23 protein-coding genes and 1 riboswitch are annotated in these 24006 nt (G+C 33.8%); of the genes, 11 read left to right on the forward strand and 12 right to left on the reverse strand.

Features of this window, described 5'->3' with window-relative positions; all coding sequences use genetic code 11:
• Window positions 1-298 precede the first annotated feature (298 nt).
• The gene (locus tag ACXKY9_RS19350; protein WP_000717875.1) at window positions 299-535 is read left to right on the forward strand and encodes a glutaredoxin family protein; all 237 of its coding nucleotides are present in this window, start codon (window positions 299-301) and stop codon (window positions 533-535) included.
• A gap of 128 nt (window positions 536-663) precedes the next feature.
• On the opposite strand, the gene ACXKY9_RS19355 is transcribed toward ACXKY9_RS19350, so the two are convergent.
• The 3 genes from ACXKY9_RS19355 to fadH all read right to left on the reverse strand — a co-directional run bounded on the left by ACXKY9_RS19355 (window position 664) and on the right by fadH (window position 3571).
• Entirely contained in the window at window positions 664-1152 is a 489-nt protein-coding gene (locus ACXKY9_RS19355; protein WP_001233804.1) for a DUF3993 domain-containing protein, read from the reverse strand.
• Window positions 1153-1334: 182 nt separating this feature from the next.
• Window positions 1335-2552, reverse strand: a complete 1218-nt coding sequence (locus ACXKY9_RS19360) for an EAL domain-containing protein (protein ID WP_000564306.1) — start codon at window positions 2550-2552, stop codon at window positions 1335-1337.
• Window positions 2553-2806: 254 nt separating this feature from the next.
• Window positions 2807-3571 (reverse strand): 2,4-dienoyl-CoA reductase, encoded by a 765-nt coding sequence (fadH, locus tag ACXKY9_RS19365; protein ID WP_000660913.1) that lies wholly within the window; start codon window positions 3569-3571, stop codon window positions 2807-2809.
• 229 nt (window positions 3572-3800) lie between these two features.
• On the opposite strand from fadH, the gene ACXKY9_RS19370 reads away from it, so the two are divergent.
• Together ACXKY9_RS19370 and ACXKY9_RS19375 are read left to right on the forward strand one after the other, a co-directional pair.
• Entirely contained in the window at window positions 3801-4658 is an 858-nt protein-coding gene (locus ACXKY9_RS19370) for a metallophosphoesterase (protein WP_021727656.1), read from the forward strand.
• Between the two features lie 97 nt (window positions 4659-4755).
• Complete coding sequence (locus ACXKY9_RS19375; protein WP_000283738.1) at window positions 4756-4992, forward strand: hypothetical protein; 237 nt, start codon at window positions 4756-4758, stop codon at window positions 4990-4992.
• Window positions 4993-5152: 160 nt separating this feature from the next.
• On the opposite strand, the gene ACXKY9_RS19380 is transcribed toward ACXKY9_RS19375, so the two are convergent.
• Both ACXKY9_RS19380 and ACXKY9_RS19385 read right to left on the reverse strand, forming a co-directional pair.
• Window positions 5153-7261, reverse strand: coding sequence for a polyphosphate kinase (locus ACXKY9_RS19380; RefSeq protein WP_000421682.1), 2109 nt, complete (start codon window positions 7259-7261; stop codon window positions 5153-5155).
• Window positions 7262-7369: 108 nt separating this feature from the next.
• A complete protein-coding gene (locus tag ACXKY9_RS19385) occupies window positions 7370-8944 on the reverse strand; it encodes a Ppx/GppA family phosphatase (RefSeq protein ID WP_003285197.1) in 1575 nt (524 codons plus the stop codon).
• 141 nt (window positions 8945-9085) lie between these two features.
• On the opposite strand from ACXKY9_RS19385, the gene ACXKY9_RS19390 reads away from it, so the two are divergent.
• Window positions 9086-9544, forward strand: coding sequence for a YkyB family protein (locus ACXKY9_RS19390; protein ID WP_000804862.1), 459 nt, complete (start codon window positions 9086-9088; stop codon window positions 9542-9544).
• A gap of 31 nt (window positions 9545-9575) precedes the next feature.
• Here ACXKY9_RS19390 and ACXKY9_RS19395 read toward each other — a convergent pair whose 3' ends face one another.
• Complete coding sequence (locus ACXKY9_RS19395; protein WP_000922482.1) at window positions 9576-10238, reverse strand: YkyA family protein; 663 nt, start codon at window positions 10236-10238, stop codon at window positions 9576-9578.
• 614 nt (window positions 10239-10852) lie between these two features.
• Window positions 10853-11506 carry a diguanylate cyclase domain-containing protein gene (locus ACXKY9_RS19400; protein ID WP_000680811.1) on the reverse strand — a complete coding sequence of 218 codons (654 nt, stop codon included), beginning with the start codon at window positions 11504-11506 and terminating at the stop codon, window positions 10853-10855.
• A 163-nt stretch (window positions 11507-11669) separates the two neighbouring features.
• Here ACXKY9_RS19400 and ACXKY9_RS19405 point away from each other — a divergent pair, with 163 nt between their 5' ends.
• Entirely contained in the window at window positions 11670-11903 is a 234-nt protein-coding gene (locus tag ACXKY9_RS19405; protein WP_000939448.1) for an SPP1 phage holin family protein, read from the forward strand.
• A 31-nt stretch (window positions 11904-11934) separates the two neighbouring features.
• Here the strand turns inward: ACXKY9_RS19405 and ACXKY9_RS19410 are convergent, their stop codons facing one another.
• Entirely contained in the window at window positions 11935-12435 is a 501-nt protein-coding gene (locus ACXKY9_RS19410; RefSeq protein ID WP_000708120.1) for a hypothetical protein, read from the reverse strand.
• Between the two features lie 413 nt (window positions 12436-12848).
• Between ACXKY9_RS19410 and ACXKY9_RS19415 the strand changes: the two genes are divergently transcribed.
• The 3 genes from ACXKY9_RS19415 to metE all read left to right on the forward strand — a co-directional run bounded on the left by ACXKY9_RS19415 (window position 12849) and on the right by metE (window position 17976).
• Window positions 12849-14390, forward strand: coding sequence for an MDR family MFS transporter (locus tag ACXKY9_RS19415; protein WP_000449900.1), 1542 nt, complete (start codon window positions 12849-12851; stop codon window positions 14388-14390).
• A 228-nt stretch (window positions 14391-14618) separates the two neighbouring features.
• Window positions 14619-15176 (forward strand): PadR family transcriptional regulator, encoded by a 558-nt coding sequence (locus ACXKY9_RS19420; protein WP_000062063.1) that lies wholly within the window; start codon window positions 14619-14621, stop codon window positions 15174-15176.
• 195 nt (window positions 15177-15371) lie between these two features.
• Window positions 15372-15559, forward strand: a riboswitch (cobalamin riboswitch).
• Window positions 15560-15687: 128 nt separating this feature from the next.
• Window positions 15688-17976, forward strand: a complete 2289-nt coding sequence (gene metE / locus ACXKY9_RS19425; protein ID WP_001007605.1) for a 5-methyltetrahydropteroyltriglutamate--homocysteine S-methyltransferase — start codon at window positions 15688-15690, stop codon at window positions 17974-17976.
• A gap of 38 nt (window positions 17977-18014) precedes the next feature.
• Here metE and comJ read toward each other — a convergent pair whose 3' ends face one another.
• Window positions 18015-18404, reverse strand: coding sequence for a competence protein ComJ (comJ, locus tag ACXKY9_RS19430; RefSeq protein WP_000424030.1), 390 nt, complete (start codon window positions 18402-18404; stop codon window positions 18015-18017).
• Window positions 18405-18440: 36 nt separating this feature from the next.
• Window positions 18441-18875: a DNA-entry nuclease gene (gene nucA, locus ACXKY9_RS19435; protein WP_000811494.1), complete on the reverse strand. Its 435-nt coding sequence runs from the start codon at window positions 18873-18875 to the stop codon at window positions 18441-18443.
• Between the two features lie 226 nt (window positions 18876-19101).
• On the opposite strand from nucA, the gene ACXKY9_RS19440 reads away from it, so the two are divergent.
• Complete coding sequence (locus ACXKY9_RS19440; protein ID WP_000388472.1) at window positions 19102-19851, forward strand: DUF3967 domain-containing protein; 750 nt, start codon at window positions 19102-19104, stop codon at window positions 19849-19851.
• A gap of 38 nt (window positions 19852-19889) precedes the next feature.
• Here ACXKY9_RS19440 and kinB read toward each other — a convergent pair whose 3' ends face one another.
• Window positions 19890-21164, reverse strand: coding sequence for a sporulation sensor histidine kinase KinB (gene kinB / locus ACXKY9_RS19445; RefSeq protein WP_000420369.1), 1275 nt, complete (start codon window positions 21162-21164; stop codon window positions 19890-19892).
• Window positions 21165-21474: 310 nt separating this feature from the next.
• Here kinB and ACXKY9_RS19450 point away from each other — a divergent pair, with 310 nt between their 5' ends.
• Both ACXKY9_RS19450 and ACXKY9_RS19455 read left to right on the forward strand, forming a co-directional pair.
• Entirely contained in the window at window positions 21475-21675 is a 201-nt protein-coding gene (locus ACXKY9_RS19450) for a hypothetical protein (RefSeq protein WP_000929277.1), read from the forward strand.
• Window positions 21676-21797: 122 nt separating this feature from the next.
• The gene (locus ACXKY9_RS19455; protein ID WP_000434578.1) at window positions 21798-22961 is read left to right on the forward strand and encodes an aminotransferase A; all 1164 of its coding nucleotides are present in this window, start codon (window positions 21798-21800) and stop codon (window positions 22959-22961) included.
• A 13-nt stretch (window positions 22962-22974) separates the two neighbouring features.
• Here the strand turns inward: ACXKY9_RS19455 and malR are convergent, their stop codons facing one another.
• Entirely contained in the window at window positions 22975-23997 is a 1023-nt protein-coding gene (malR, locus tag ACXKY9_RS19460) for a maltose operon transcriptional repressor MalR (protein ID WP_000219053.1), read from the reverse strand.
• Between the last annotated feature and the right edge of the window lie 9 nt (window positions 23998-24006).

A 24006-nucleotide genomic window follows, 5' to 3' on the forward strand; every position in this document is an offset into this window, starting at 1 on the left:
TGTGCACGCCGACCAACAACCTCGTGTATGAGAGCTAGTCCTGAATCGAAAGCCGCCCTAGAGCTACTAACATCTAGGTTCGAGGGTCAGGCTGCTCAGCCTGCGAGTAGGGAGTCCCGCACGTTCACTGAGAAACACTCTTAATTATGTGGTAAGTCCACAGGAGCGGTAAGAATTGTCCCAAATGATCCTAAGACCATTATCTAGAAATATCTTGAGACGTCCAAGAGTTATTTTACAGGTCTCTCATGAAAGTAAAAAAATTAAGTTTAAACATACTATACGAGGAGGAATAACAATGAAAAAAATTGAGGTTTATACACAACCCGATTGTCCGCCCTGTGTTATTGTGAAAGAATTTTTGAAGCATAATAACGTTGCATATGAAGAATTTGACGTAAAAAAAGACGCTGCTGCTCGCAATCGTCTTTTATACGACTATGATTCTTATTCAACTCCAACAGTCGTAATTGATGGCGAAGTAGTTGCAGGGTTTCAAATTGAAAAGTTACAACAACTACTCAATATAGAATAGGAATAGGTAAATACCTATTCCTATTCTTATCCCGCTATTTGTGGGTAGTAAAACTCCTACCCCAAATTTAGCTACAGCAAAGAAGTTAGATGGAAGAGTAATCCCTCCCACTGATTAAAAGTTTCACTTTATAATTGTTGCAACCTTTTTATTTCAGTTAAAAGTTCCTGACTTTCATGATATCCTGCTAGCTTCCATTTATCTTGATCCCTTTTCAATGTTACAATTTGATACTGTCCACTTTTTGTCCGCTCATATACATATAAATTTTTATGTTCTTCATCATACGACATTTTCGTTTCTGAATTAAAAGAAAACGGTGCTTCTTTTGCCGGAAGTAAATATTCACCACTTTGTTTATCACTTCTGCTATTTTCATCTGTAAATACTTGAAGGAAATTATCTGTAAAATACGGTGATAACGTCTCTATCATCTTATTCATCGGCAAATGCTTCCCACGAATTGAAAACTGGGTTTCATAGCCTTTTTGTATCGTTGTAAATACTTCTTTCCGATCGACTTCCACTTCCTCTTTTCCTAAAACAGTCGTAACACTATAACCAACTAGAAAGGCAACACATACAAATAGAACAAGCCATATTCCATATTTCCTCATTTTTTCACCTTCCTTTTAAAAGAACTTGTCTTTGTAGTATTCATTGTAACAATGATTATGCAAAGACAGGACAGATTTCGTTCGTAAAATCTTTACAACGATAGACAGCATTTTCATCACCATTTTCACTATTACCAATTTATGATAAAAACAAACAAAAAATGCACGAATCTCTTCGTGCATTAAAATAAAACATCTTCTTCATATAAATATTCATAAGATAAATCTATAAATAAAAAGTTGTCATCATCAATCGGGAAAGAAAATGTTCGTACCATTTCTCCCGTTTCAATATCTGCATATAAATCTGAAAGCCTCGCCTTATTCTCAAAACGCATTTTCATGATATTCTCGAGAAAATACGGGCGCCAACTCCAGTTCTTCATATAATAATCCGGCATCACAATCCATTCTCCATCTTTTTTCATAACATTTCCTGATTGTTGGAAACCATCTTCATTACAAATAAATATACGAAAACTACACTGTGATACACTTTGACTAAATTGTAATAACCAATCATTTATATCTTCATTCTTTTTTTGTTTTGATAAAACATCGCCAATGCGATCGCGTAACATCTCTGTTAAATTATAAATTTTTTGTAACTTCTTCTTTTCATGCTGAATAAACTGATGACATTCATTACCTAGTCGCTCTTTCAAAACATTCGTTTCAATAAAATCAGGTAAACATTCTTTCAAATAATTACCTTGATAATATCTTCCGCCGTTCTTCCAAGCATATTGCAGTTGATAAAAAGCATCTATTTCTTCATATAACAAAGTTGCACCAATTCTTCTAGCAAGTAATGATAAAGAATATAAAATATCTTGATAAGATTGTAAAAGTGCTGTTTGCCTTAAGTTCGTTAAATCTACTTTTAAAATATCAGGTGCTAACACGCTAATACGCTCTAAATTACTTGTGCCCGTTCCGACTTTATTAATCGAAATTTGAATACCATATGTACGATAATACATAAGCAAATGATTAAATTGCTCTATATCTTCTTTACATTCATGCTCTGTAATCTCTAAAACAATTTGTTTTAAATTTAAACCTTGTTCTTCATACCTCAATAAAAGTTGAAGCAAGCTTTCATCATCATCATTCATTAATACATTAGCATTCCGATGTATAAATAATAATAATTTTTGATCGCTTTCTAAATAACGATTTAAAGCTTTTTCTACTATAATATTATCCGCTTCCAGTTGAAATTCACTTGGAATCGAATCATCGTGAAAGAAAGAAGCTAAACTTTGTATGCCCTCTTCTGTTTGAATACGTCCTACTACTTCGTATCCAATTACAGTATGCTCATCAGCACTAAAAATAGCTTGATAATAAGGAAGGACTTTATCCAAGTTACTCATTACATCTAATGCATCTATCAACGTGCTTCCCTCCCTTTACTTTTCAAAAATTATAACATGATATTTACGGAAAAATAATAAAAAATCCCTTCAGTTTTCCTGAAGGGATTAGAGGGGTAAAATGCTAAGGGGAATTAGCAATTCTACTATGAAGAAAAAAGAGGTCTTAAATATAACGTATATATGACCTCTTGTAAACACTTTTCTTTCATATGTCACAATTCCGTCACATTTAACCATAAAAAAATGAATCAAACATTCATTTTTTATCCCTTTTAAAATGGATATTGATGTAAATGTTGTCCTCCATCCATTGTCATGCAAGTTCCATTTATGTACGCAGCTTCATCTGAACATAAATAATAAGCTAGACCAGCGATTTCTTCTGGCGTACCCAGCCTTCCAAGCGGAACACTTTGTATCGTCCGTTTAGCCATTTCTTCTGAAATCCATAATTTATCAGCACCGCCCGTACGTTCAATTGGTCCTGGCGCGATAGCGTTAACTCGTATTCCATATTTACGTCCCCACTCAACAGCGAGCGTCTTCGTCATCGCTAATACTCCTGCCTTCGCTGCAGCCGAATGAATAACTCCTGGACCAGCATCCCATGCATATGTTGCTACCATGTTAATGATATTCCCTTTTATACCTTTTTCAATCCAATATTTTCCGACAGCATGGCTACAGTAAAATGTACCGTTTAATACAATATTAATGACTGAATTCCAGCCATTCACAGATAAATCTTCTGCTGGACAAATAAAGTTTCCAGCTGCATTATTTATTAAAACATCAATTCTACCAAACTTCTCATCAATCTGTTCAATCATTTTCTGAATGTCATCCGTATTTCTTACATCCATTTGTACAGGTAATACTTGCCCTGGAAATTGTTCAATTTCCAACTTTGTTTCCTCTAGTTTTTCCTTTGTACGTCCTGTAATAACAACTCGTGCCCCTTCTTTTGCAAAACGAGTCGCCATTCCTTTTCCCATTCCACTCGATCCACCTGTTATAATAACTACCTTTTCTTTCACATACATCCCCTCCAAAAAATGAATACACATTCATTTTATCACTTTATTTAATAGAAATCTTTATATTTTTAAACTTTTCTGATATTTTAACGTAAAGAACTTTCTTTTTATTCATTTTTTTCGTAATCTATACTACTTTTTATTATGTAAAGTATATTTTAAATAAACTGAAAGGAGATTTGAGTAGCCTATAAATGGAATGAAAACATTGAGGTATACTCATATTTTTATGAAGCACATTACAAGAAGAAATTTTTTAAAAATTGGTATGCGCACTTGTCTCTATTCATTTATAACCAGTAGCATCGGATACTACTATGCTAAATATATAGAGCCCCATTTCATTTCTTTTACACAGCACACATTAAAATCACAACTCATCCCAAAAAGTTTTCATGGTATGAAAATTCTTCAATTCAGCGATTTACATCTCGGATACTATTTCTCGCTTCAACATTTATCTAAAGTTGTTTCTAAAATTAATGCTGTAAATCCAGATATTGTCCTTTTTACCGGAGATCTCATTGATAATTATCAAACGTATACTGACACTCCTTTCGTTGCATCCATTTTAAAAAATATACAAGCCCCCTTTGGTAAATTCGCTATTTATGGTAACCATGATCACGGTGGATATGGAACTGAATACTATGAGCACATCATGCGTGAATCAGGATTTGAGCTATTGCTCAATAGTGAAAAAAGAATTCGTCTAATGGATAATAGTGAAATTTCTATTTTCGGTCTCGATGATATACTATTAGGCAAACCAAAAATAGAGAAAACATTAGAGCATGCACGGCAAAGTACTTATAACATTGTTCTTGTTCACGAACCAGATATCGCGCCCCAAGTTTCTAAATATCCAATCAACTTGCAACTTTCTGGTCATAGTCACGGCGGACAAGTACAAATTCCTTTTTTAGGAGCTATTATTACACCTTCACTCGCCAAAGACTATATTGAAGGCTTCTATACAATTCAGGATTTAACTCTCTATGTCAATCGAGGCCTGGGAAGAACACGTGTCCCATTTCGCTTTATGTCAAAACCTGAAATCACAATTTTCACACTCCAACATTCGTAATAATTCGCCTATTTTCTTACATATCCTTTCTTGTACGCGCTCATCCACGTTTTGTTTACCATATGATAAAAGTGAGTCCAATAAAGGAGGTATGTTCATGTATCCATATTATCAACCAATTCCAGTCCGTTCAGCACCTATTGGTCCAGTAGGCGACTCACGCTTCTTCCCGTTTTTTGGCGTTCCCTTTCTAGCTGGAATTGCTGGTGGATTGCTCGGCGGAGCATTAGCTTTCGGCCCTCGACCATTTTATCCACCTTATCCACCACCTTTCCCGCCGCCAGCACCTTATCCTTGTTACGGTGGACCATGTCAGCAACCATACTATTACTAAGTTAAAATAACGATTCTTTCAAATATTATTCTCTCAACGAGCCATCTCATTACACGCTTATAATAAAACTATTGTTTCTACTCATTCTTCCATTTTTGGAGCATATGAGTAGAAAAAAGTAAAAACCTCTTATTGACATAAGAGGTTTTTACTTTTTTCATTATTCAGCGTCTGTATTTTGATATGCCATCTTAAACAACTTCACTTGGCTATCAATTTCTTCTGTACTACTATTAATAACATAATAGTAATCACCATCTTTATTTTGTTCACGTGTTTTCACATTATCAGCTAATGTAAGCTGTAAAATCGCCTTAATTCGTGCCTTCATTTCAATATCTAATATCGGGAAAGATATTTCCACTCGCTTCTCCATATTTCGCGTCATCAAATCAGCTGAAGATAAATATATTTTCTCCTCCCCATTATGATGGAAATAATAAATACGGCTATGCTCTAAGTATCTTCCAACAACACTAACTACACGAATATTTTCACTTACATTTGGAATGCCAGGTCTTAAACAACATGTCCCTCGAACAATAAGCTCTACCTTTACTCCAGCTTGTGATGCTTCGTACATTTTTTTAATTAATGGTTTATCTGTTAATGAATTCATCTTAGCGATAATATATCCATTTCCATATTGCCTATGATAACGGATTTCTTCATCTATTAAATCTATAAATTGCTCTCTTATATCAAATGGAGCAACCGATAAATGATGAAAATGTGGCTTTGTTGTATAACCACTTAAATAATTAAAGAAATTGGTTGCATCAACCCCAAAGTCTTTTCTTGATGTAATATATCCAAAATCAGTATATAACTTCGCTGTTGCATCATTATAGTTTCCAGTTCCGAGATGTACGAACCTTTCGATTTTTCCGTTTTTTCTTCTTACAACTAATGTAATTTTACTATGTGTTTTCAAGTGACTTACACCGTAAATAACATGACAGCCTGCCTGTTCCAATTCTTTAGCCCAATGAACATTGTTTTCTTCATCAAATCTTGCCTTTAATTCAACTAATACTGTCACTTGTTTTCCCTTTTCAGCCGCTATCTTTAACGCCTGAATAATCGGTGAATCACCACTTACACGATATAACGTTTGTTTAATCGCAAGTACATTCGGATCGTCCGCCGCATCACGGACAAAATCAACTACCGGCTGAAATGATTCAAAAGGATGATGTAATAAAATATCATGCTCAATTGCTTTTTCAAATACATCTTCTTCATCACCTAAATCTTGAGGTGGTTGCGGAATAAGAGCCGGATATACAAGATGTTCATATAAAGGAGCTAGTTTTTTATATAAAGAAAACAAACATGTTAAATCTAATGGACCATCCATTATATATACATCTTCATCTTTTACTTCCAGAACCTCATATAATAACGCTAGTACTCTTTCATCAATGTGTTCTTTCCCAACTTCTAAACGAACAGCAGCCCCCCACTTACGCTTTTTTAATTCTTTTTCAATTACCTTTAATAAATCTCTCGCACCTTCTTCATGAATCGTTAAATCTGCATTGCGTGTAATACGGAAACGAGTAACAGATGATACTGTATATCCCGTAAATAATTTATGAGTAAAGCTACTAATTACGTCTTCTAATAAAATAAATTTATGCTTTTGCCCTTCGCTCGGTAAAATTATGAAGCGCTCAAGTAATGAAGGAACTTGCACAATTCCTAACTTCGTCCTGTTTTCCTCTTCCGCTTGCTTCTCATCATATAAAAGAGTAGCCAAATTCAAACTTTTGTTTAATAACATTGGAAATGGGCGATATGCATCTATAGCTACAGGAGTTAACACCGGAAAAATTTGCTCATCAAAATACTCTTCTATAAATTCTCGCTGCTCTTTCGTCAAATCATTGAATGTTAAACGTTCAATTCCCTCTAACTCAAGCGCTGGTAATACATAATTTTTAAATGTATCATATTGTACTGTCATTAGTGCATGGGCTTTCATCGCAATTTTATTTAATTGCTTTTTTGGTGTTAAGCCAGCTTTATTTTCTGGCTGATTAAATCCAGCACTCACTTGATCCTTTAATCCCGCTACACGTACCATAAAAAATTCATCTAAATTCGAACTAAAAATACTAATAAATTTCAATCTTTCCAAAAGTGGATTATTTGCATCTTGCGCTTCTTGTAAGACACGTTCATTAAATGCTAACCAACTTAACTCTCGATTATTGTAATAAGCTGTATCATTTAAATTTACTGCATTCCCCTTCAATAATTCCATTCTCTTCACACTTCCCCTTGAAACTTTTTTACTATAATTTAGTTACTTTTATTTTAGCAAATTACAATATTATAAAGTGTAAATTTTTTGTAAAGACATCCGTACAACCTAATGTTTTAGTTCAAATAACAAGTTAATATTCGTTTTTAATACTCTTTCTAACTGTTTTTTTTGTTTTTCAGCCTGCACTTTTTCCGCTAATGCCGATTTTTCACATAAAGCTTTAAATGTTAATCCTTCTTCGTTTTCTGTTATAGATATGGTATCAATAAGCGATCGTTGCCTTACATTTAAAGTAGCTGAAAATTGTAAAACAGCTCCTAACAGGCGTATTTTTTTTTGTTCGCTTTTATCAAACCAACCTTCAAATGGAGATAAATGTTGTTTAAATAACATTTTTGATTTATACGATGCAATAAGCGCTAGCCTTACTCGATCTTTATGCATCATGCCATCAATTGTCTTATTCGCTAATAAATAAAACGTATGTAAACGGCTTGCTTCTTCGTCTATATATTTGCCTATATTAAATACTTTCGCTGCTTGATGGAACACTTCCCAGTCTTTTACTGACATAGAAATAAGCCCTATTTCCTCAAGTTGTTTGCAAATTAGTCTTCCATGTTTAATAAGCTGAATAACAAATTCCATGTCCATTTCGTATTCATGTGATAGTAAATGCAGACTTTCTTCAACTACGTTCGGATAATATGAAATCCCCAAATCTTTTGTCAACTCTTCATAGAAAACACCTTCTCTTAACCCTTTTCTACTTAATACAAATGCCGGTGCCTCTATAACATTAACAAGTGTATGAAATACTTCAACCGCTGGAATAATCGTATCTGCTCGATCTTTTGCCAATCCTTCCAATTTCTGAAGTTCTATGAACGACAATTTTTCCAATTCATCTTTTACACTTTCAATATCTTCTTCTTTCATCTTGTATAAATGTAATCCTGCTATAGGATAACATATTAAATTTTGATGGATTTTCACTAAGTTCCTAGCACTACCACCAATTGCAATAAGAGGTAATTTCTTATTGATTAACCATGGTAACGTTCGAAATTGAAACTCTAAATACTGTTGCATTCCCTCTAACTCATCTTTAGTAGGAATATCCCCTTTAATAAATTGTTGCTTTAAAGAAAGTGCCCCAAATGGAAAACTATGGTACTCTAAAATCTCTCTATTTCTAAAGTATGTAACTTCTGTACTTCCCCCGCCGATATCTACCGTTATTCCTTCTGAAAACGATGTAGAATTCATAACCGCCAAGTATCCGTAACGCGCTTCCTCATACTCTGATAATACTCTAAGAGTAAAGTCCGTTTGTCCTTCAACAAGCTTTTTAATTTCCTCTTGATTCTCCGACTGTCTAATTGTTGCTGTTGCAACACAAAGTACATGATGCAACTGATGGAATCTTGTACTTTCTTGAAATTGAAATAATGTCTGTAATAATACTTCTATTCCCTCTTCATTCAACACACCATCAATTAAGTAATTCCTTAACCTAGCAACAACTTTCGTATTTTCAATCTCTTTATAAAAACCTCCATTTTGCTTTTCATAAATAACTAAACGCATTGTATTAGATCCAATATCTATAATGGCATACTGTTGTTTTAATATTTCTTTCAAACTTCTCACTCTTTCATTATCAAATTTAAAAAACATATTCTATTACTATTATACAAAATAGTTGTTTTTTGTAACAATATTGCTTTAATATTGAAAATATATACAATCACTTTTTGCGTATAATAAATACCTATTTTATTTATGGTATAATAATGAAAAATTGAAAGGAGATTCAATATGAAACCTTCACAACCACAATCTCAATTACAAAACCAACATTCTATTAATCGACTAGCTCAATCTATTTTCGTTGTGAATCGTCATGCTAAAGCAGCTACTAATCCTAAATATTTATACTGGTTAAAAAAGACAGCTTTAGAACGTTTGATTGCTGAAAAAAAAGCAATTAAAGAAGGATTACATTTTTCTAGAAACCCACGTTTTAGCCAACAACAATCTGATGTCCTTATACGTTTAGGCGATTATTTTTTCCACATCCCTCCTACGAAAGAAGATTTTCGAATTCTACCGCATCTTGGTCATCTTGAATCCTCCTATCGAAATCCGAAAACAACCTTATCTTTAACAGTGGCAAAAAAAACAATTCAAGATTATATTGGTCCTGAAGCATTAAAACAAGAAAAAAAATTAAGTGAACCTGTTCCATGGTATAGTCGTACTTATACAAAAAAATAAAACAGTTTGGCCAAGTGTAGGCCAAACTGTTTTATTTTTTCTCTTCTTTAATTTTAATATTTGCTTGTTTATAAAAAGCTACTTTTTCTGTATTATAAGACTTTGTGAATTCATTAAATTTATCTTTTTCTGACTCAATATCCTTATAAGATTGATTTACTACTTTTACTTTTTCACTAATATCTTTTAATTTAGTACCTTTATCTTGTAACATTGTATATAACTCTTTTTCTTGTTTTAAAGATTTGTCATAGCTGTCATACATTTTATTAAATGAATCGTGTCGTTTCTCATACGTGCTTTTCACTTTATCAGCTTGATCTTTCAATTTCTTATCTTCAATTTTCTTCACATACTTATCAGCTGACTTCACTTCTTCTTGCGCTTTATTTAAAACTTCTTTTTCTTTTGCAAGCACTTTTTCTCGTTCAGTTGTATTTTTCACTGCTTGATTCAGTTTTTCTTTAACAGTTTGATTATTATCTTTTCCTTCTTGAACAATCTGGTTATATAATTCTTGTCCTTCTTTCTCTAAAGTCTCAAGTTTTTTTGCATCTTCAAACATTGTTTTTTCTTGTTTAGCAGCGTTTTCAAACGCTACATATAATTCTTCTTCTGGTTTCGGACCGAAACAACCGGCTAATAAAATCATTGATAATGCAGTTACAATTGCTAATTTACTATATTTCAACATCTCTTCCTCCTACTTATAAACGACCATCGTGTAATATAAAAAAGTTATAAAATATGTAATTGTTCTATACACTCGCATCTTTTTTACGAAGATCATTAATATTGTTTGTACAAATTATTACTTGATATTACATTATTCTTTTTGAATTATTTAGCAATTCCATATCCATCTTTAAGTATACTACTTCGTGTTTTTTAAGGCCTGTTCACACTATGTATTACTTTAATGTCCACGGAATTTCACCTCAGTCTTAATAAGACTATAATAGTTCACCTGATAAAAGGTGATCGCTCCGCTCTCACGTCTATCATTCCCTTTCCAGCTTTCTATCAATTAATCTCTTTGTTCATTTTACACAGTACAATCGATATCTCGCAACAACTTACAAATATTCTTTTCATTTCCTAAAAAGGAAAAGTGTAGAGCTTGCTTTCCTCTACACTTTTAAAATAAAACACACTGTGCAAATTGCATTGACACTACCATCATAATTATATGCTTATTTCATATATTTTTAAAGACTTTTATTACAAACGTGGCGTTTTTTTGTAATAAAAGTCAAAAAAATGTTACAAATAAAACATCTTCCTATCATATATCTTCAAATCAAAGCTTCACTCATTTTCTTGCAAATTTCTATACTGGTACAATTGATTTTGCGACTTTCTCAACAGTTCTTCAAACGTTTTTCCTTCTACTGGATAGCTAGCTGCTCCAAATAAAAGAGTGACACTGAGTAAATCACCTTCTATTTCACTTTCAATATTTTTCATTAATCGTTTTGTTATTGTTGATGTTTCATGGCCATTATCAATTGCTACAATAACGTACTTATTTTCATCCCACTTTGTAACAACATCGCCCTTCCGAATTGTTTTTACAATGGTACTCTCTAATTTTTGTACTAACACTCCCAACTTTTTTTCTTGCAACGTGTCTTTTAATCCTTCCCATTCTTTTACAGAAAGAATGTACACTGTAATATTACGAGAATCTCTTTCAGATAAAGCAGCTACTTTCCCAAAAAAATCAACAACAAAATCATTGCTTGCCATTCCTCCTACTTCCATACCCATACGCTCGTTCGCTCTTTTATCGTACCAATGTCCAAAATAATAACTTAGTATCATTTGCAATATATAAATAATAAAGACGGTATAAAATGATCGTGAATCCAGTTTTGCAATTACATCCTGAAGTGCAATCCATTCTGTAACTGCCACAGTATTGCCAAGCAATAATCCACTAATTTTCCCTTTATGTTTCATACTTTTCCCCCTTTTATACCAATATATGTTTCTATATCAATAATGTTTTTCTACAAAATAAAAAATGTACATATGCAATGTACATTTCTGCTTAAGCTTGTATACCTTTTCTACTCTATTTCATATATATAATATATAACTTTTATAGAAAGGAGTAATCTATATGCTACAAAAAGAGAATCTATCAGATGCTATGCGTTTACTAGCTGGTTTTCTATTATCATTAAAATTATTATTTACCTCTTTCGGGATACACTTTATTACAAACGATCAAATCGACGCTATTGTTAATGTTGTTTCATTTTTATTTATTCTATACTTTGGCTACAAAAATAACTATGTAGGAAAAAAAGGAATGGAGCAAAAGAAAATACTCAAAAAACACAACCTTCACTAAAAAAGGAACCTTTTGTACAGGTTCCTTTTTATCATTGACGCACAACAACTTCATTTGTTTGCAGTGGGCCATATGATATCTCTTTATCTTGAAATGTATATGTAGCCTGAAAGAATGTTTGTTTAAGAGCTTTATCTTTATTAGCTTTTATTTTACAACGTAGTTCCACCTTCTCATTCGGTAACAAATCATCAATTCGCCATCTAACAAGCTGGAATAAAAACTCACTTATCCCCTTATCAACTTTTAAAGAATTAGGAATATAAGCAAAGTAATCTCGAATCATATGACTTACAACAACTCTCGAAATCATTTCTACCCCTTTATTTTCCACTTCAATTCGCATAATAAGTATGTCGTTTACATCGTAGGTCAATTCATACGAAAACTGTTCTGTATACATACTACCAATTTGTAATGTAACGGCTACTTGAGGAAATTCGTTTTCCTTTTTCGATCCGTCAATCCACAATACTGGTTGTAGCGGTATTGAATACTTTCCTGTATCCGAAATTCGTCCCCATATTTTCATAATATATATTCACCTCATTTCAGATGTAACATACACACAATGAATTCCCCAAATCACTAAAGCTTGCTACAAGCAATGTTTAATATTTCTCTTCCTTTTATCCTATTCGACAATATGAAGAAAAAACCATTTTTCATCTATTAACAGAAGGTGTTCTTTATGAAATTTTTTTACAATTTACTTCATTTCCTTTATAGCAATATTCAGTATGGCTCACTCGTTCTCTACTCATACGAAAGAATATTTTGACGGAAGAAAAAGTTTGCCTTATAGTCAAATTTGACTATAATATTCTTTATGGCATATCAGTGCACTTATGGAAAAGGAATTAAAATCAACTATACATTTAAAATTTTTTATCCACTGCACTCAAAACTTAATATAGTTTACTTATTTCTAAAGGAGGGTTATATTTGGAAACTCAACCATTAAAAAAAGACGCCAACAAAACAAAATTTGTTGTTGCTGGTTTACTGCTTGGTATATTAATGGCCGCAATGGATAATACAATCGTTGCAACCGCAATGGCAACAATCGTTGGAGACCTAGGAGGATTTGATAAGTTTGTTTGGGTCACATCAGCTTATATGGTAGCAACAATGGCAGGGATGCCTATCTTCGGGAAACTTTCTGATATGTACGGACGGAAACGTTTTTATATAGGTGGCCTCATTCTTTTCTTATTCGGTTCTGCGCTCTGCGGAACAGCTTCAAGTATTGAGCAATTAAGTATTTATAGAGCTATTCAAGGTATCGGTGGTGGTGCCCTTATGCCTATCGCCTTCACAATTATGTACGATATCTTCCCACCAGAAAAACGCGGAAAGATGACAGGACTATTCGGTGCTGTTTTCGGGACATCTAGTGTATTCGGTCCTTTATTAGGTGCTTATATTACAGACTATATAAGTTGGCATTGGGTCTTCTATATTAATATTCCATTAGGACTTATCTCCTTTTTCTTCATTACTAAATACTACAGTGAGTCTCTAGAATTTAGAAAACAAAAAATTGATTGGGCTGGTGCTATTACACTTGTCATAAGTATCGTTTGCTTAATGTTCGCATTAGAACTTGGTGGTAAAGAATATGCCTGGAATTCTACTGTAATTATTGGCTTATTTACAACAGTAGTTATTACGCTTATTATTTTCTTCTTTGTAGAACGAAAAGCAACCGAGCCTATTATTTCGTTCCATCTATTTAAAAAACCTTTATTCGCAGCTAGTCAAGGAGTTGCCTTTTTCTATGGTGCCGCTTTTATTATCTGTACAGTTTATATTCCAATCTTCATTCAAGGCGTTCTTGGAGGTTCCGCCTCTAATGCTGGATTAATTTTAACACCAATGATGGTTGGTTCTGTAATTGGAAGTCAAACCGGAGGACAATTAGCGTCTCGAACAAGCTATCGTAACATTATGATGGTATCTGGTTTCTTCTTCGTTCTTGGTATTTATTTATTAAGTACTTTAACAATGGACACACCTCGTTTACTCGTAACACTATTTATGATTCTCGCTGGGCTTGGTGTTGGTTTCTCATTCTCAGTATTAAGTATGTCTTCTATTCACAAGTTGGAAATGCGGGACCGTGGTTCGGCGACATCAACAAACTCATTCTTCCGATCACTCGGTATGACTCTTGGTGTAACGATTTTCGGTACAATTCAAAATCATATTTTTACAGATAAACTAAACTCTGTATTTCCCCCTGAACTAGCAAAATTAGCTCCAAAAGGCGGAGACACAAGTTTCTTATTATCACCAGGCGCTACCGCAAAAATTCCTGCTGAAATATTAGCGGGTATTAAAGAAGCTCTCGCTACATCTATTGCGAATACATTCTTCTGGGCACTCATCCCGGCTGTACTAAGTATTATTTGTATTTTACTTATGGGAAATGAACGCCTCTTTACAGGCCCTAAAAAGAAAGAAAAACAAAAGCAAGTTAGTTAATATAAAAAAGAAGCGGCATATTCCTTTATGAAAAAGGATATGCCGTTTATAATATGTATAAAGTGAAACTTTAATCAGTGGGGGGGGTGTTCATCCCCCACTGATTATTAGCCCTCACCAATCGGGCTTTTACGGGCAGTTAATCCCCACCTAACTTCTTTGCTTCCGCTGAATTTTTGGGTGGGGATCTTACTGGATAAAGTTTTTATATACAGGAGTTGAGACAGCATGAGCATGAAATTAGTCATTCTCGGCTTGCTACTCGAAGGAGATAAACATCCATATGAAGTGCAGCATATTATGAAAGAACGACAAATGGATTGTTATATTAAATATGCTAAAGGATCACTTTATTACGCCTTCGAGCAATTAGAAAAGCAAGGCGCAATTCATATTACAAATGTAATTAGAGACACAAATCGACCTGACAAAACGATTTTTCATATAACAGAAGAAGGCAAAAAACTATTCCACACTTTACTATTAAAACAATTCGAAGCCAAAAACCAAATATATAAACCTATTTATTCGGCCTTATCTTTCGCTCACTTTAGCAATGATCACGAATTAGTTCCTATTTTAGAAAAAAAGAAAAACGATACTCTTCAATATTTACATACTATGCAAACGATATATGATTGTAATAAAGGAAAGGTTCCACGTGCACAACTATATATTTTGCAAAGTGTAATTGAGCATATTACAGTTGAGTTACAATGGCTAAACACCCTCCTTAAAGATGCTATAGCAGGCCGACTTTCAGAAGTTGCTATAGATGAAAATTGAGCTATGAAAGAAGGCATCCCTACTTCTTTCATAGCTCAATTTCTCTTTTTATACTGTAATATTATTAGTTAATCCAGGATGAAAAGTCATAATAATAAGAAATAAAAACTTTTGAATTTTCTTATTTCAAAACAGTAGACAAAATTCCAAAAATTGTGTTAGAATTTGTTTCAATATCATATCGCTTGTTAAATTCCTTTCAAAAGGAAAATAGGTACACGAAAGTTTCGTTTCGTGTTTAAAAGGGAAGCTTGGTGAAACTCCAACACGGTCCCGCCACTGTAAATGCTGAGATTTCTTTTTGGTGCCACTGTGAAAACGGGAAGGTGAAAGAAATTATATGAAGCATAAGTCAGGAGACCTGCCTGTTTTAACAACACTGATAGATTCACGGATGATGATGAGGTGTTAAAACAAAAAGGAAGGCTTATTTTCTATGTCTTTGTACTTTTTGTTATAGGTATTTCCTAGTAAACGGAAATGCTTACTTTCAATTAGGGAGGAATTTAAAATGGCAATTCAAACAAGTAACTTAGGTTATCCACGTATCGGACTACAACGAGAGTGGAAAAAAACATTGGAAGCTTTTTGGTCCAATAAAATCGATGAAGAACAATTTTTAACAACAATGAAAGAAATTCGCCTTCAACACGTAAAAGTACAGCAAGAAAAAGGGATTGAACTCATTCCAATTGGCGACTTTACATATTATGATCACGTTTTGGATACTGCCTATATGCTAGGATTTATTCCATCACGTTTTTCTGAGTTTACATCTTACCTTGATGTATATTTCGCAATGGCGCGTGGCTCTAAAGATCACGTAGCTTCCGAAATGACAAAATGGTTTAACACAAACTATCACTATATCGTTCCTGAATATGAAGAGGGATTACAAATCTCTTTAAAAGATAATCGCCCACTTCGCTTATACGAAGAGGCAAAACAAGAATTAGGAGTAGATGGAAAGCCTGTTATTTTAGGACCATATACTTTCTTAAAATTAGCTAAAGGCTATACACAAGAACAATTTCCTAACATTTTAAAACAGTTAGTTGCACCTTATGTACAACTGCTTTCAGAACTACATGCAGCTGGGGCACAAGCCATTCAAGTTGATGAACCGATTTTCGCTTCTTTAACTAAAAAAGAAGTTCAACAAGCAAAAGAAATTTATGAAGCTATTCGTAAAGAAGTTCCAAATGCGACTCTTCTTTTACAAACATATTTTGATAGCGTAGAAGAAAACTATGAAGAAATTATTACATTCCCGGTATCCGGTATTGGATTAGATTTCATTCATGGTAAAGAAGGTAATCTAAATGCTATTTCAAAATATGGATTCCCAGCTGATAAAACTTTAGCTGTCGGTTGTATAGATGGCCGTAACATTTGGAGAGCTGACCTTGATGAAGTTCTTGAGTTATTTACAACGTTACAAAAACAAGTCCAAACGAAAGATATCATCGTTCAGCCTTCTTGTAGCTTATTGCATACACCAATCGATAAAACAGAAGAAACTCACTTATCGACTGAGCTGTTTGATGCGTTAGCATTTGCAAATCAAAAATTAGAAGAGTTAGTTCTTATTCATTCCGCTCTCACTCAAGGTACAGAAAGCATTAGTAATGAGCTGGAAACATATCGAAACGTACATCATACAATTCGTTCATCTGCTGCACGTAACCGAGAAGATGTCAAAGCAGCACGAACAGCACTAAAAGAAGAAGATTTTTCACGTTCTCTTCCATTTGAAAAACGATACGAATTACAACAAGTTGCTCTAGAGTTACCGCTATTACCAACAACGACTATTGGTAGCTTCCCGCAAACAACTGAAGTTCGTCAAACGCGAAAAGAATGGCGTAACGGTGTTATTTCAAATGACCAATATGAACAATTTATTGAAAAAGAGACAGAAAAATGGATTCGTTACCAAGAAGAAATTGGGCTTGATGTACTTGTACATGGTGAATTTGAAAGAACTGACATGGTCGAATATTTTGGTGAGCGCCTTGCTGGTTTCTCATTCACTAAAAACGGTTGGGTACAATCATACGGTTCCCGCTGCGTAAAACCACCTGTTATTTATGGTGATGTAGCCTTTATTAACGGCATGACTATTAAGGAAACAGTTTATGCACAAAGCTTAACAGAGAAAGTTGTAAAAGGAATGTTAACCGGACCTGTTACAATTTTAAATTGGTCTTTCGTTCGAAATGATATTCCAAGAAAAGAAGTTTCGTATCAAATTGCACTAGCTCTTCGTCACGAAATTGAACTACTTGAATCTTCTGGAATTAGAGTAATCCAAGTCGATGAGCCCGCACTTCGTGAAGGAATGCCACTAAAAGAAAAAGATTGGGATGCTTATATTACATGGGCAGTACAATCCTTCCTTTTAGCAACTTCTTCTGTAGCAAATGAAACACAAATTCATACTCATATGTGTTACAGTAACTTCGAAGATATTGTTGACGCGATTCGCGCATTAGATGCAGATGTAATTTCTATCGAAACATCAAGAAGTCACGGAGAATTTATTGATACATTAAAACATACAACATATGAAAAAGGCATTGGCCTAGGTGTATATGATATTCATAGCCCACGTGTACCGAGTAAAGATGAAATGTATAAAATCGTAGAACAATCTTTAGAAGTATGTGATCCTAAATATTTCTGGATTAATCCCGATTGTGGTTTAAAAACGAGAAGAACAGAAGAAGTTATTCCAGCTTTAGAACATATGGTGCAAGCAGCGAAAGATGCTCGTTCCCTTTTAAAAACAAACGCATAACAAAAATGGGTTATCCTTTTCTCAGGATAACCCATTTTTTATTCTTTACTTTCAAAAAAGAATTCATATTGTATTTTATATAATTCATCATCCGTTGGCTCTTCAAGAGGAATTGCTTGTAATACAACTGTATACTCACCATTTGGAATAGGTATTTGAAATTTATTAGAAAGAATACTCGTTATAACGATACTTTCATTTTCAACTGTAAAAGGAACCGTAATCGTTCTAACTACTTCTTCTTTTTCAATATGTTTCCCTGGGGTCACTTTCACTTCACAAGTATAATCAGAAAGTGCTTCAAAAATAACAGTTCCATCTGCCTTAGCATAACCTCTTTCAAAATCTTCATCAGTCCAATCTACATAAGGCTGCTCACCGTCATAGTTCATCAACATTAATTGCGAATAAGAAATCGTTAACTCCATAGTTCCCCTTCTCCTTCATTATGAAATATACAACTACTACTTCACTTCAAATTTTACTCGCGTACCATCTGGGTATTTATCTAACTTATTCCCTACCCAAGAGCCTGCTCCACGGTTATCCGCCGGACTTATATATTCAATATGTGCTCCTTTTCCGCCTTCCTTGCACATCGCCATTGGCCATTCATCACGATCATACCCTTTTTTTGATGGATATGGTGCTAACGACAATTTCCTTCTATCTGCAGCACCACCACGATCGATTGTACAAACTTCTGAATGCCCTTCTTTTATAGCATCCGTAATATGTTTTCCTGTCTCTGGATAACGTTCTTTCGGAAATTCTAACACTTGATCATACGTATTCGTTTTCTTTACACTTGTTTCCTCTGGCACAAGTACTTCATAAACTGCTACTAAAATAGACAGAATTGCGATAATTGAAATGATAATACCTTTTAATTGCTTCATGTATACCTCCATGTTTCTACCAGTTTCTTTTCCTCCGTTATTATAACAAACTTCTCCTGTATATGTTTTCAGACATTATTTTAGTTATTCCTTGCCATTCCGCCAAAAATTTTCATTTTTTCACTAATGCTGTAGAAAACTAATAGCCTTCCGACATTCTTTTTCAAAGGAAGTCCTCATAAAAGATTGAAATGATATATACGATACTTTTTGGGGAGGAAATATGATGGAAGCTACCTATAAAACGAAAGATGTCACGAATAAAACAGGCATCCCAAAACATATAGTTCGCAAATATAGTCAACTGTTAGAGGAACATGGTTATATGATTTCCAAAACAGCTGATGCTCGTATTTATAAACTTGATGATTTAAAATTATTGAAATCTATACACGAAAGAGCTGCTACATTACAAGAAGATATTTCAGAAACGATACCGATTATTTTAAAAGAAAAAGAGGCCCCACCTGTACCAGTTATACAAGATAAGCAAGAGATACAAACGAAAGAAAAAGAAGATGGGCGTAACTTTGAGGAGTTCATGTTAAAACTTGAAATGCTAGCTCAATTAAATGAGGCAATTATTCATCAAAATTCTACTCTAATTACACAAAATCGTTTAAAGGATGAGAAACTAGACGAATTGATGCAACAAGTTTATGTAAAAGAAGGCTCTCAAGAAAAAATGCTTCAAGAGTTAGTCGATCACGCCGTTCAAACAGATGCATTGCAAAAAGAAAAGATGGACTTATTAATGAATCATATGTATAAACGAGAATCCAAACAGGAAGAAAAAATGAATAAACTTGTTAGTCAAATTTATAACAAAGACAGTAACCGTGATGCACAGCTTATGCAAGTTATTCGAGAAATTCAAGAAACAAAAAGAATGGTTGCTGCCTCAAAAGAGCAAAGCTTCTTTCAATCATTTAAAAGTTTATTTAGCCGAGAAAAACAAGAAAAAACAAATGAATAAACAATATAAAATAAAAAGTTACCTTCCATCGGTAACTTTTATTCCTTATTTTGTACAGCTGGTAATATAATAATTGCTTCAGTTCCTTTTCCACTTTCACTCTTATATTCCAATGTACCATTATGCGCTTGTAAAATACTAAATGTTACCATAAGTCCTAATCCTGTCCCTTTTTCTTTTAAAGAATAATATGGTTGCCCAAGCCTTGCTAACTGTTCTTTCGTCATACCAACACCACTATCTTTAACTCTTATTATGATTGTTTCATCTTTTTGAATAGCTGTTACTTTTAAATATCCTTTATTTCCTTGAATTGCTTCAATACCATTTTTAACAACATTCATAATAGCTTGCTTCAATTTTGTCTTATCACCAATCGTATAAAGACTTTCTGAAATTTCAACTTGTAAATATACACCTTGCATCGCTGCAAATGACGACATAAGAGTGGTCATTTCTATTAATTGGGCTGATAAACAAATGTGTTCTTTTTTCTCAATTTGCGGCCTTGCTAAATTTAAGTAATCTGAAATAATTTGTTCCGCCCGATCCAATTCAGCTAATACAAGACGCATATAATCCTTATTCTTCACATCTTCCGTACTTTCTAGCAATTGGATAAATCCACGAACAACAGTTAGTGGATTTCGAACTTCATGTGCCACACTTGCTGCTAACTCACTTACAATATTAAGCTTTTCTGATTTTTGCATCTCTGTACGTAGCAATGCATTTTCATTTAAATATTCAGTTAAATACACCTGAAATACCATTGTCATGACCATGATAAGCGAGGCAAATATAAATCCGCTATATATTTGCGAAATATACGGTGTAAATCCTGTTTCCAAAAGAACATTAATCATGCCTAATACTAAAGAAACAAGCACATAAAATGATGAAATCATAAATGCTAAAATTAATTTCTTATCCCTTGAAAAAAGAGACCATTTCTTTGATAAAAATAGCGGAACTATCAATAGAAATATTACTTCTAAAACTGGAAGAAAGCTCATTCCCTTTAGTAACCATTCATATGCAACAAAAATAACCGCTGGGATTAAACCAACAATCCCACCATATAAAAAACCACTGACAATTGGAATGGGGTGAAAGTTATACCCACACACATTGCCAAAACAAATAGAGTATGTCATGGAGAGAACGAGCGTAACGCTAGATAAAAACATAATAAAGTAACGATTTGGCTTCGGAGGCATTTCTTGATAGCGATTTAAACGAATCGCTTCATATAAAAATAGTGGCAAAATTATGATGGCAATTTGAATCAATAAATCACGGATAAGCTCCATAACCTCTCATCCCCTATATGTATTTTGATATGATTATATCATTTTATAGGTGTATTTGTTTTAAAATTTTGATTTTTCTTAACATATTTGTTAATTCTTTGTTAACAACTCATAATAATTGTTACAGATTTTCGAAATGATTGTAAACCCTGTACCAAATTTCCTTCGTGCAGTATACAATGAATACGGATTACAAAGAAAATATAAAAATACTTTTTTAGACGGACAATTATAGCAAAATACAGCATATAATCCATACTATCTATGTTTACAAATAAGTGATCATTACTTTAGTAGGAGGAAGATAAATATGGCGGGTACTACGCTTGTTTTAAAAGAAGAAAATTTGGTTGTTCTAGAAAATGTTGAAAAATCAGTATATGAAGAGTTACAGCATAAAGCGGGAGATGAAAACTGCACATGTGCTGTAAACGAATCAGTCGTTCACCTTGGCAAGGTATCCTCTGTACTCTGGAATGAAGATGAAATAGATTGGGAATACGGATATTAAAAAGTCGCTTATAGCGGCTTTTTTTCTCTTTTCTCTCTCTTTCTAAATAACATATACAAAGCGTAATCATAGAAAATATGATAAAATGAACTTAATTTTCAAACGGAAGAAAGGGAGATACAATGGAACAATTCATTAACCCTAGAGTGAAGGACATCCAAATTTCTGGAATCCGTCAGTTCTCTAACATGATTCAAAACTATGATAATTTGATTTCTTTAACAATTGGACAACCCGATTTCCCTACACCTTCTCTCGTGAAAGAAGCGGCTAAACGGGCTATTACAGAAAACTATACAAGCTATACACATAACGCTGGTTTACTAGAATTACGTAAGGCAGCTTGTAACTTCGTAAAAGATAACTACGATTTACATTATTCACCTGAAAACGAAACCATCGTTACAATCGGTGCTAGCGAAGCAATTGATGTTGCATTCCGAACGATTTTAGAGCCAGGAACAGAAGTAATTTTACCTGCTCCTATTTATCCAGGCTACGAACCTATTATTCGATTATGCGGTGCAACGCCTATTTTTGTAGATGTTCGTGAAACTGGATTTCGTTTAACAGCTGAAGCGCTTAAAAATGCTATTACAGAAAAAACAAGATGTATCGTACTACCGTATCCTTCTAACCCAACCGGTGTAACTTTATCAACAGAAGAGCTAAAAGATATTGTAGATGTTTTAAAAGATAAAAATATTTTCGTCCTTTCAGATGAAATTTATAGCGAGCTTGTATATGAACAAAAGCATACATCTATCGCTCATTTCCCAGAAATGCGTGAAAAAACAATTGTCATTAACGGTTTATCTAAATCACATTCTATGACTGGCTGGCGTGTTGGACTTTTATTTGCACCAAGTTATTTAGCAGGACACATATTAAAAGTTCATCAATACAATGTAACGTGTGCTACTTCAATCGCTCAATACGCTGCAATTGAAGCATTAACAGCAGCTAAAGACGCACCAAAAATGATGCGCCACCAATATAAAAAACGCCGTGATTACGTATATAATAGACTCACTCAAATGGGATTAACAGTTGAAAAGCCAACAGGTGCATTTTACTTATTCCCATATGTTGGTCATTTGACATCTTCATCATTTGATTTTGCACTTGATCTTGTCAAAGAAGCGGGACTAGCTGTAGTTCCTGGAACAGCATTCTCTGAATACGGTGAAGGCTACCTTCGCTTGTCCTATGCGTATAGTATCGAAACTTTAAAAGAAGGCTGCGACCGATTAGAAGCCTTTCTAATGAAAAAAGCTAAGAGTTAAACTCTTAGCTTTTTTATGCATAATGATCACAAGTTTGACGTTTTAGTAATTTATGAGGAATAATGATACACTTTGCAGTGGATTCTGCATTCTCTACTTTATCAACTAAAGCTTTTGCTGCCTCATATCCTAGCTGATAAATATTCACATCAACTGTCGAAAGTGGAGGGCTCGCAATTTCTGATAATAAAGCATTATTAAAGCTTACAATAGAAACATCTTTCGGTACAACGAATCCTTTTTTAGAAAGAGCACTTAACACACCAAGTCCAATTAAGTCATCCGTTGCCATAATTGCCGTTGGCGGTTGCTGCAGTCCCATTAATTCCTCAACAGCTTGTTGACCACTTTCCCTCGAAAAATCAAAATGTAAAATATATTCTTTTGGTAATACAATGTCTGCTAATTTCAAGGCATCACTCATACCGGCTAAACGATCTCTCGTTACAAGTAAATCTGATCCACCACCAATGAACGCGATTTGCTTATGCCCTAATGAAATTAAATATTCTGCCACTTCTCTTGCAGCTGTATAATTGTCATTATCTACATATGTAATTTCATCTTTTCGATCATATGGTTTTCCTATTAAAACAAACGGGAAATTTTGTTCATGTAAATATTGAATAATCCGATCATTCTCCCTTGAATATAAAAGAATAATGCCACCAATTTGGCGTCCCTGTACCATCTTTACGACACCATTAAAAATTTCTTCTTCCGTTTCACCTGTCGACATGTAAAGCGCATAACCTTCTACGTGTGCAAATGAACTAATCCCTCTTATAACTTCTGGGAAAAATGGATTTTGAAAAGCTTTACTTGCAGAACTTGGCATAACAAGACCAAGTGTTTTCGTCGTTTGGTTCGCAAGATTTCTCGCATTTAAATTGGGATGATACCCTAATTCACTCATCACTTTCCTAACACGGCGCTTTGTCTTTTCACTTATACTTGGATTATCAGCAATTACACGAGAAACTGTTGATGGTGCAACATTCGCTTGCTTCGCCACATCTTTAATTGTAACTGTCATAAAAATCCC

The organism is Bacillus sp. 2175 (assembly GCF_057812155.1).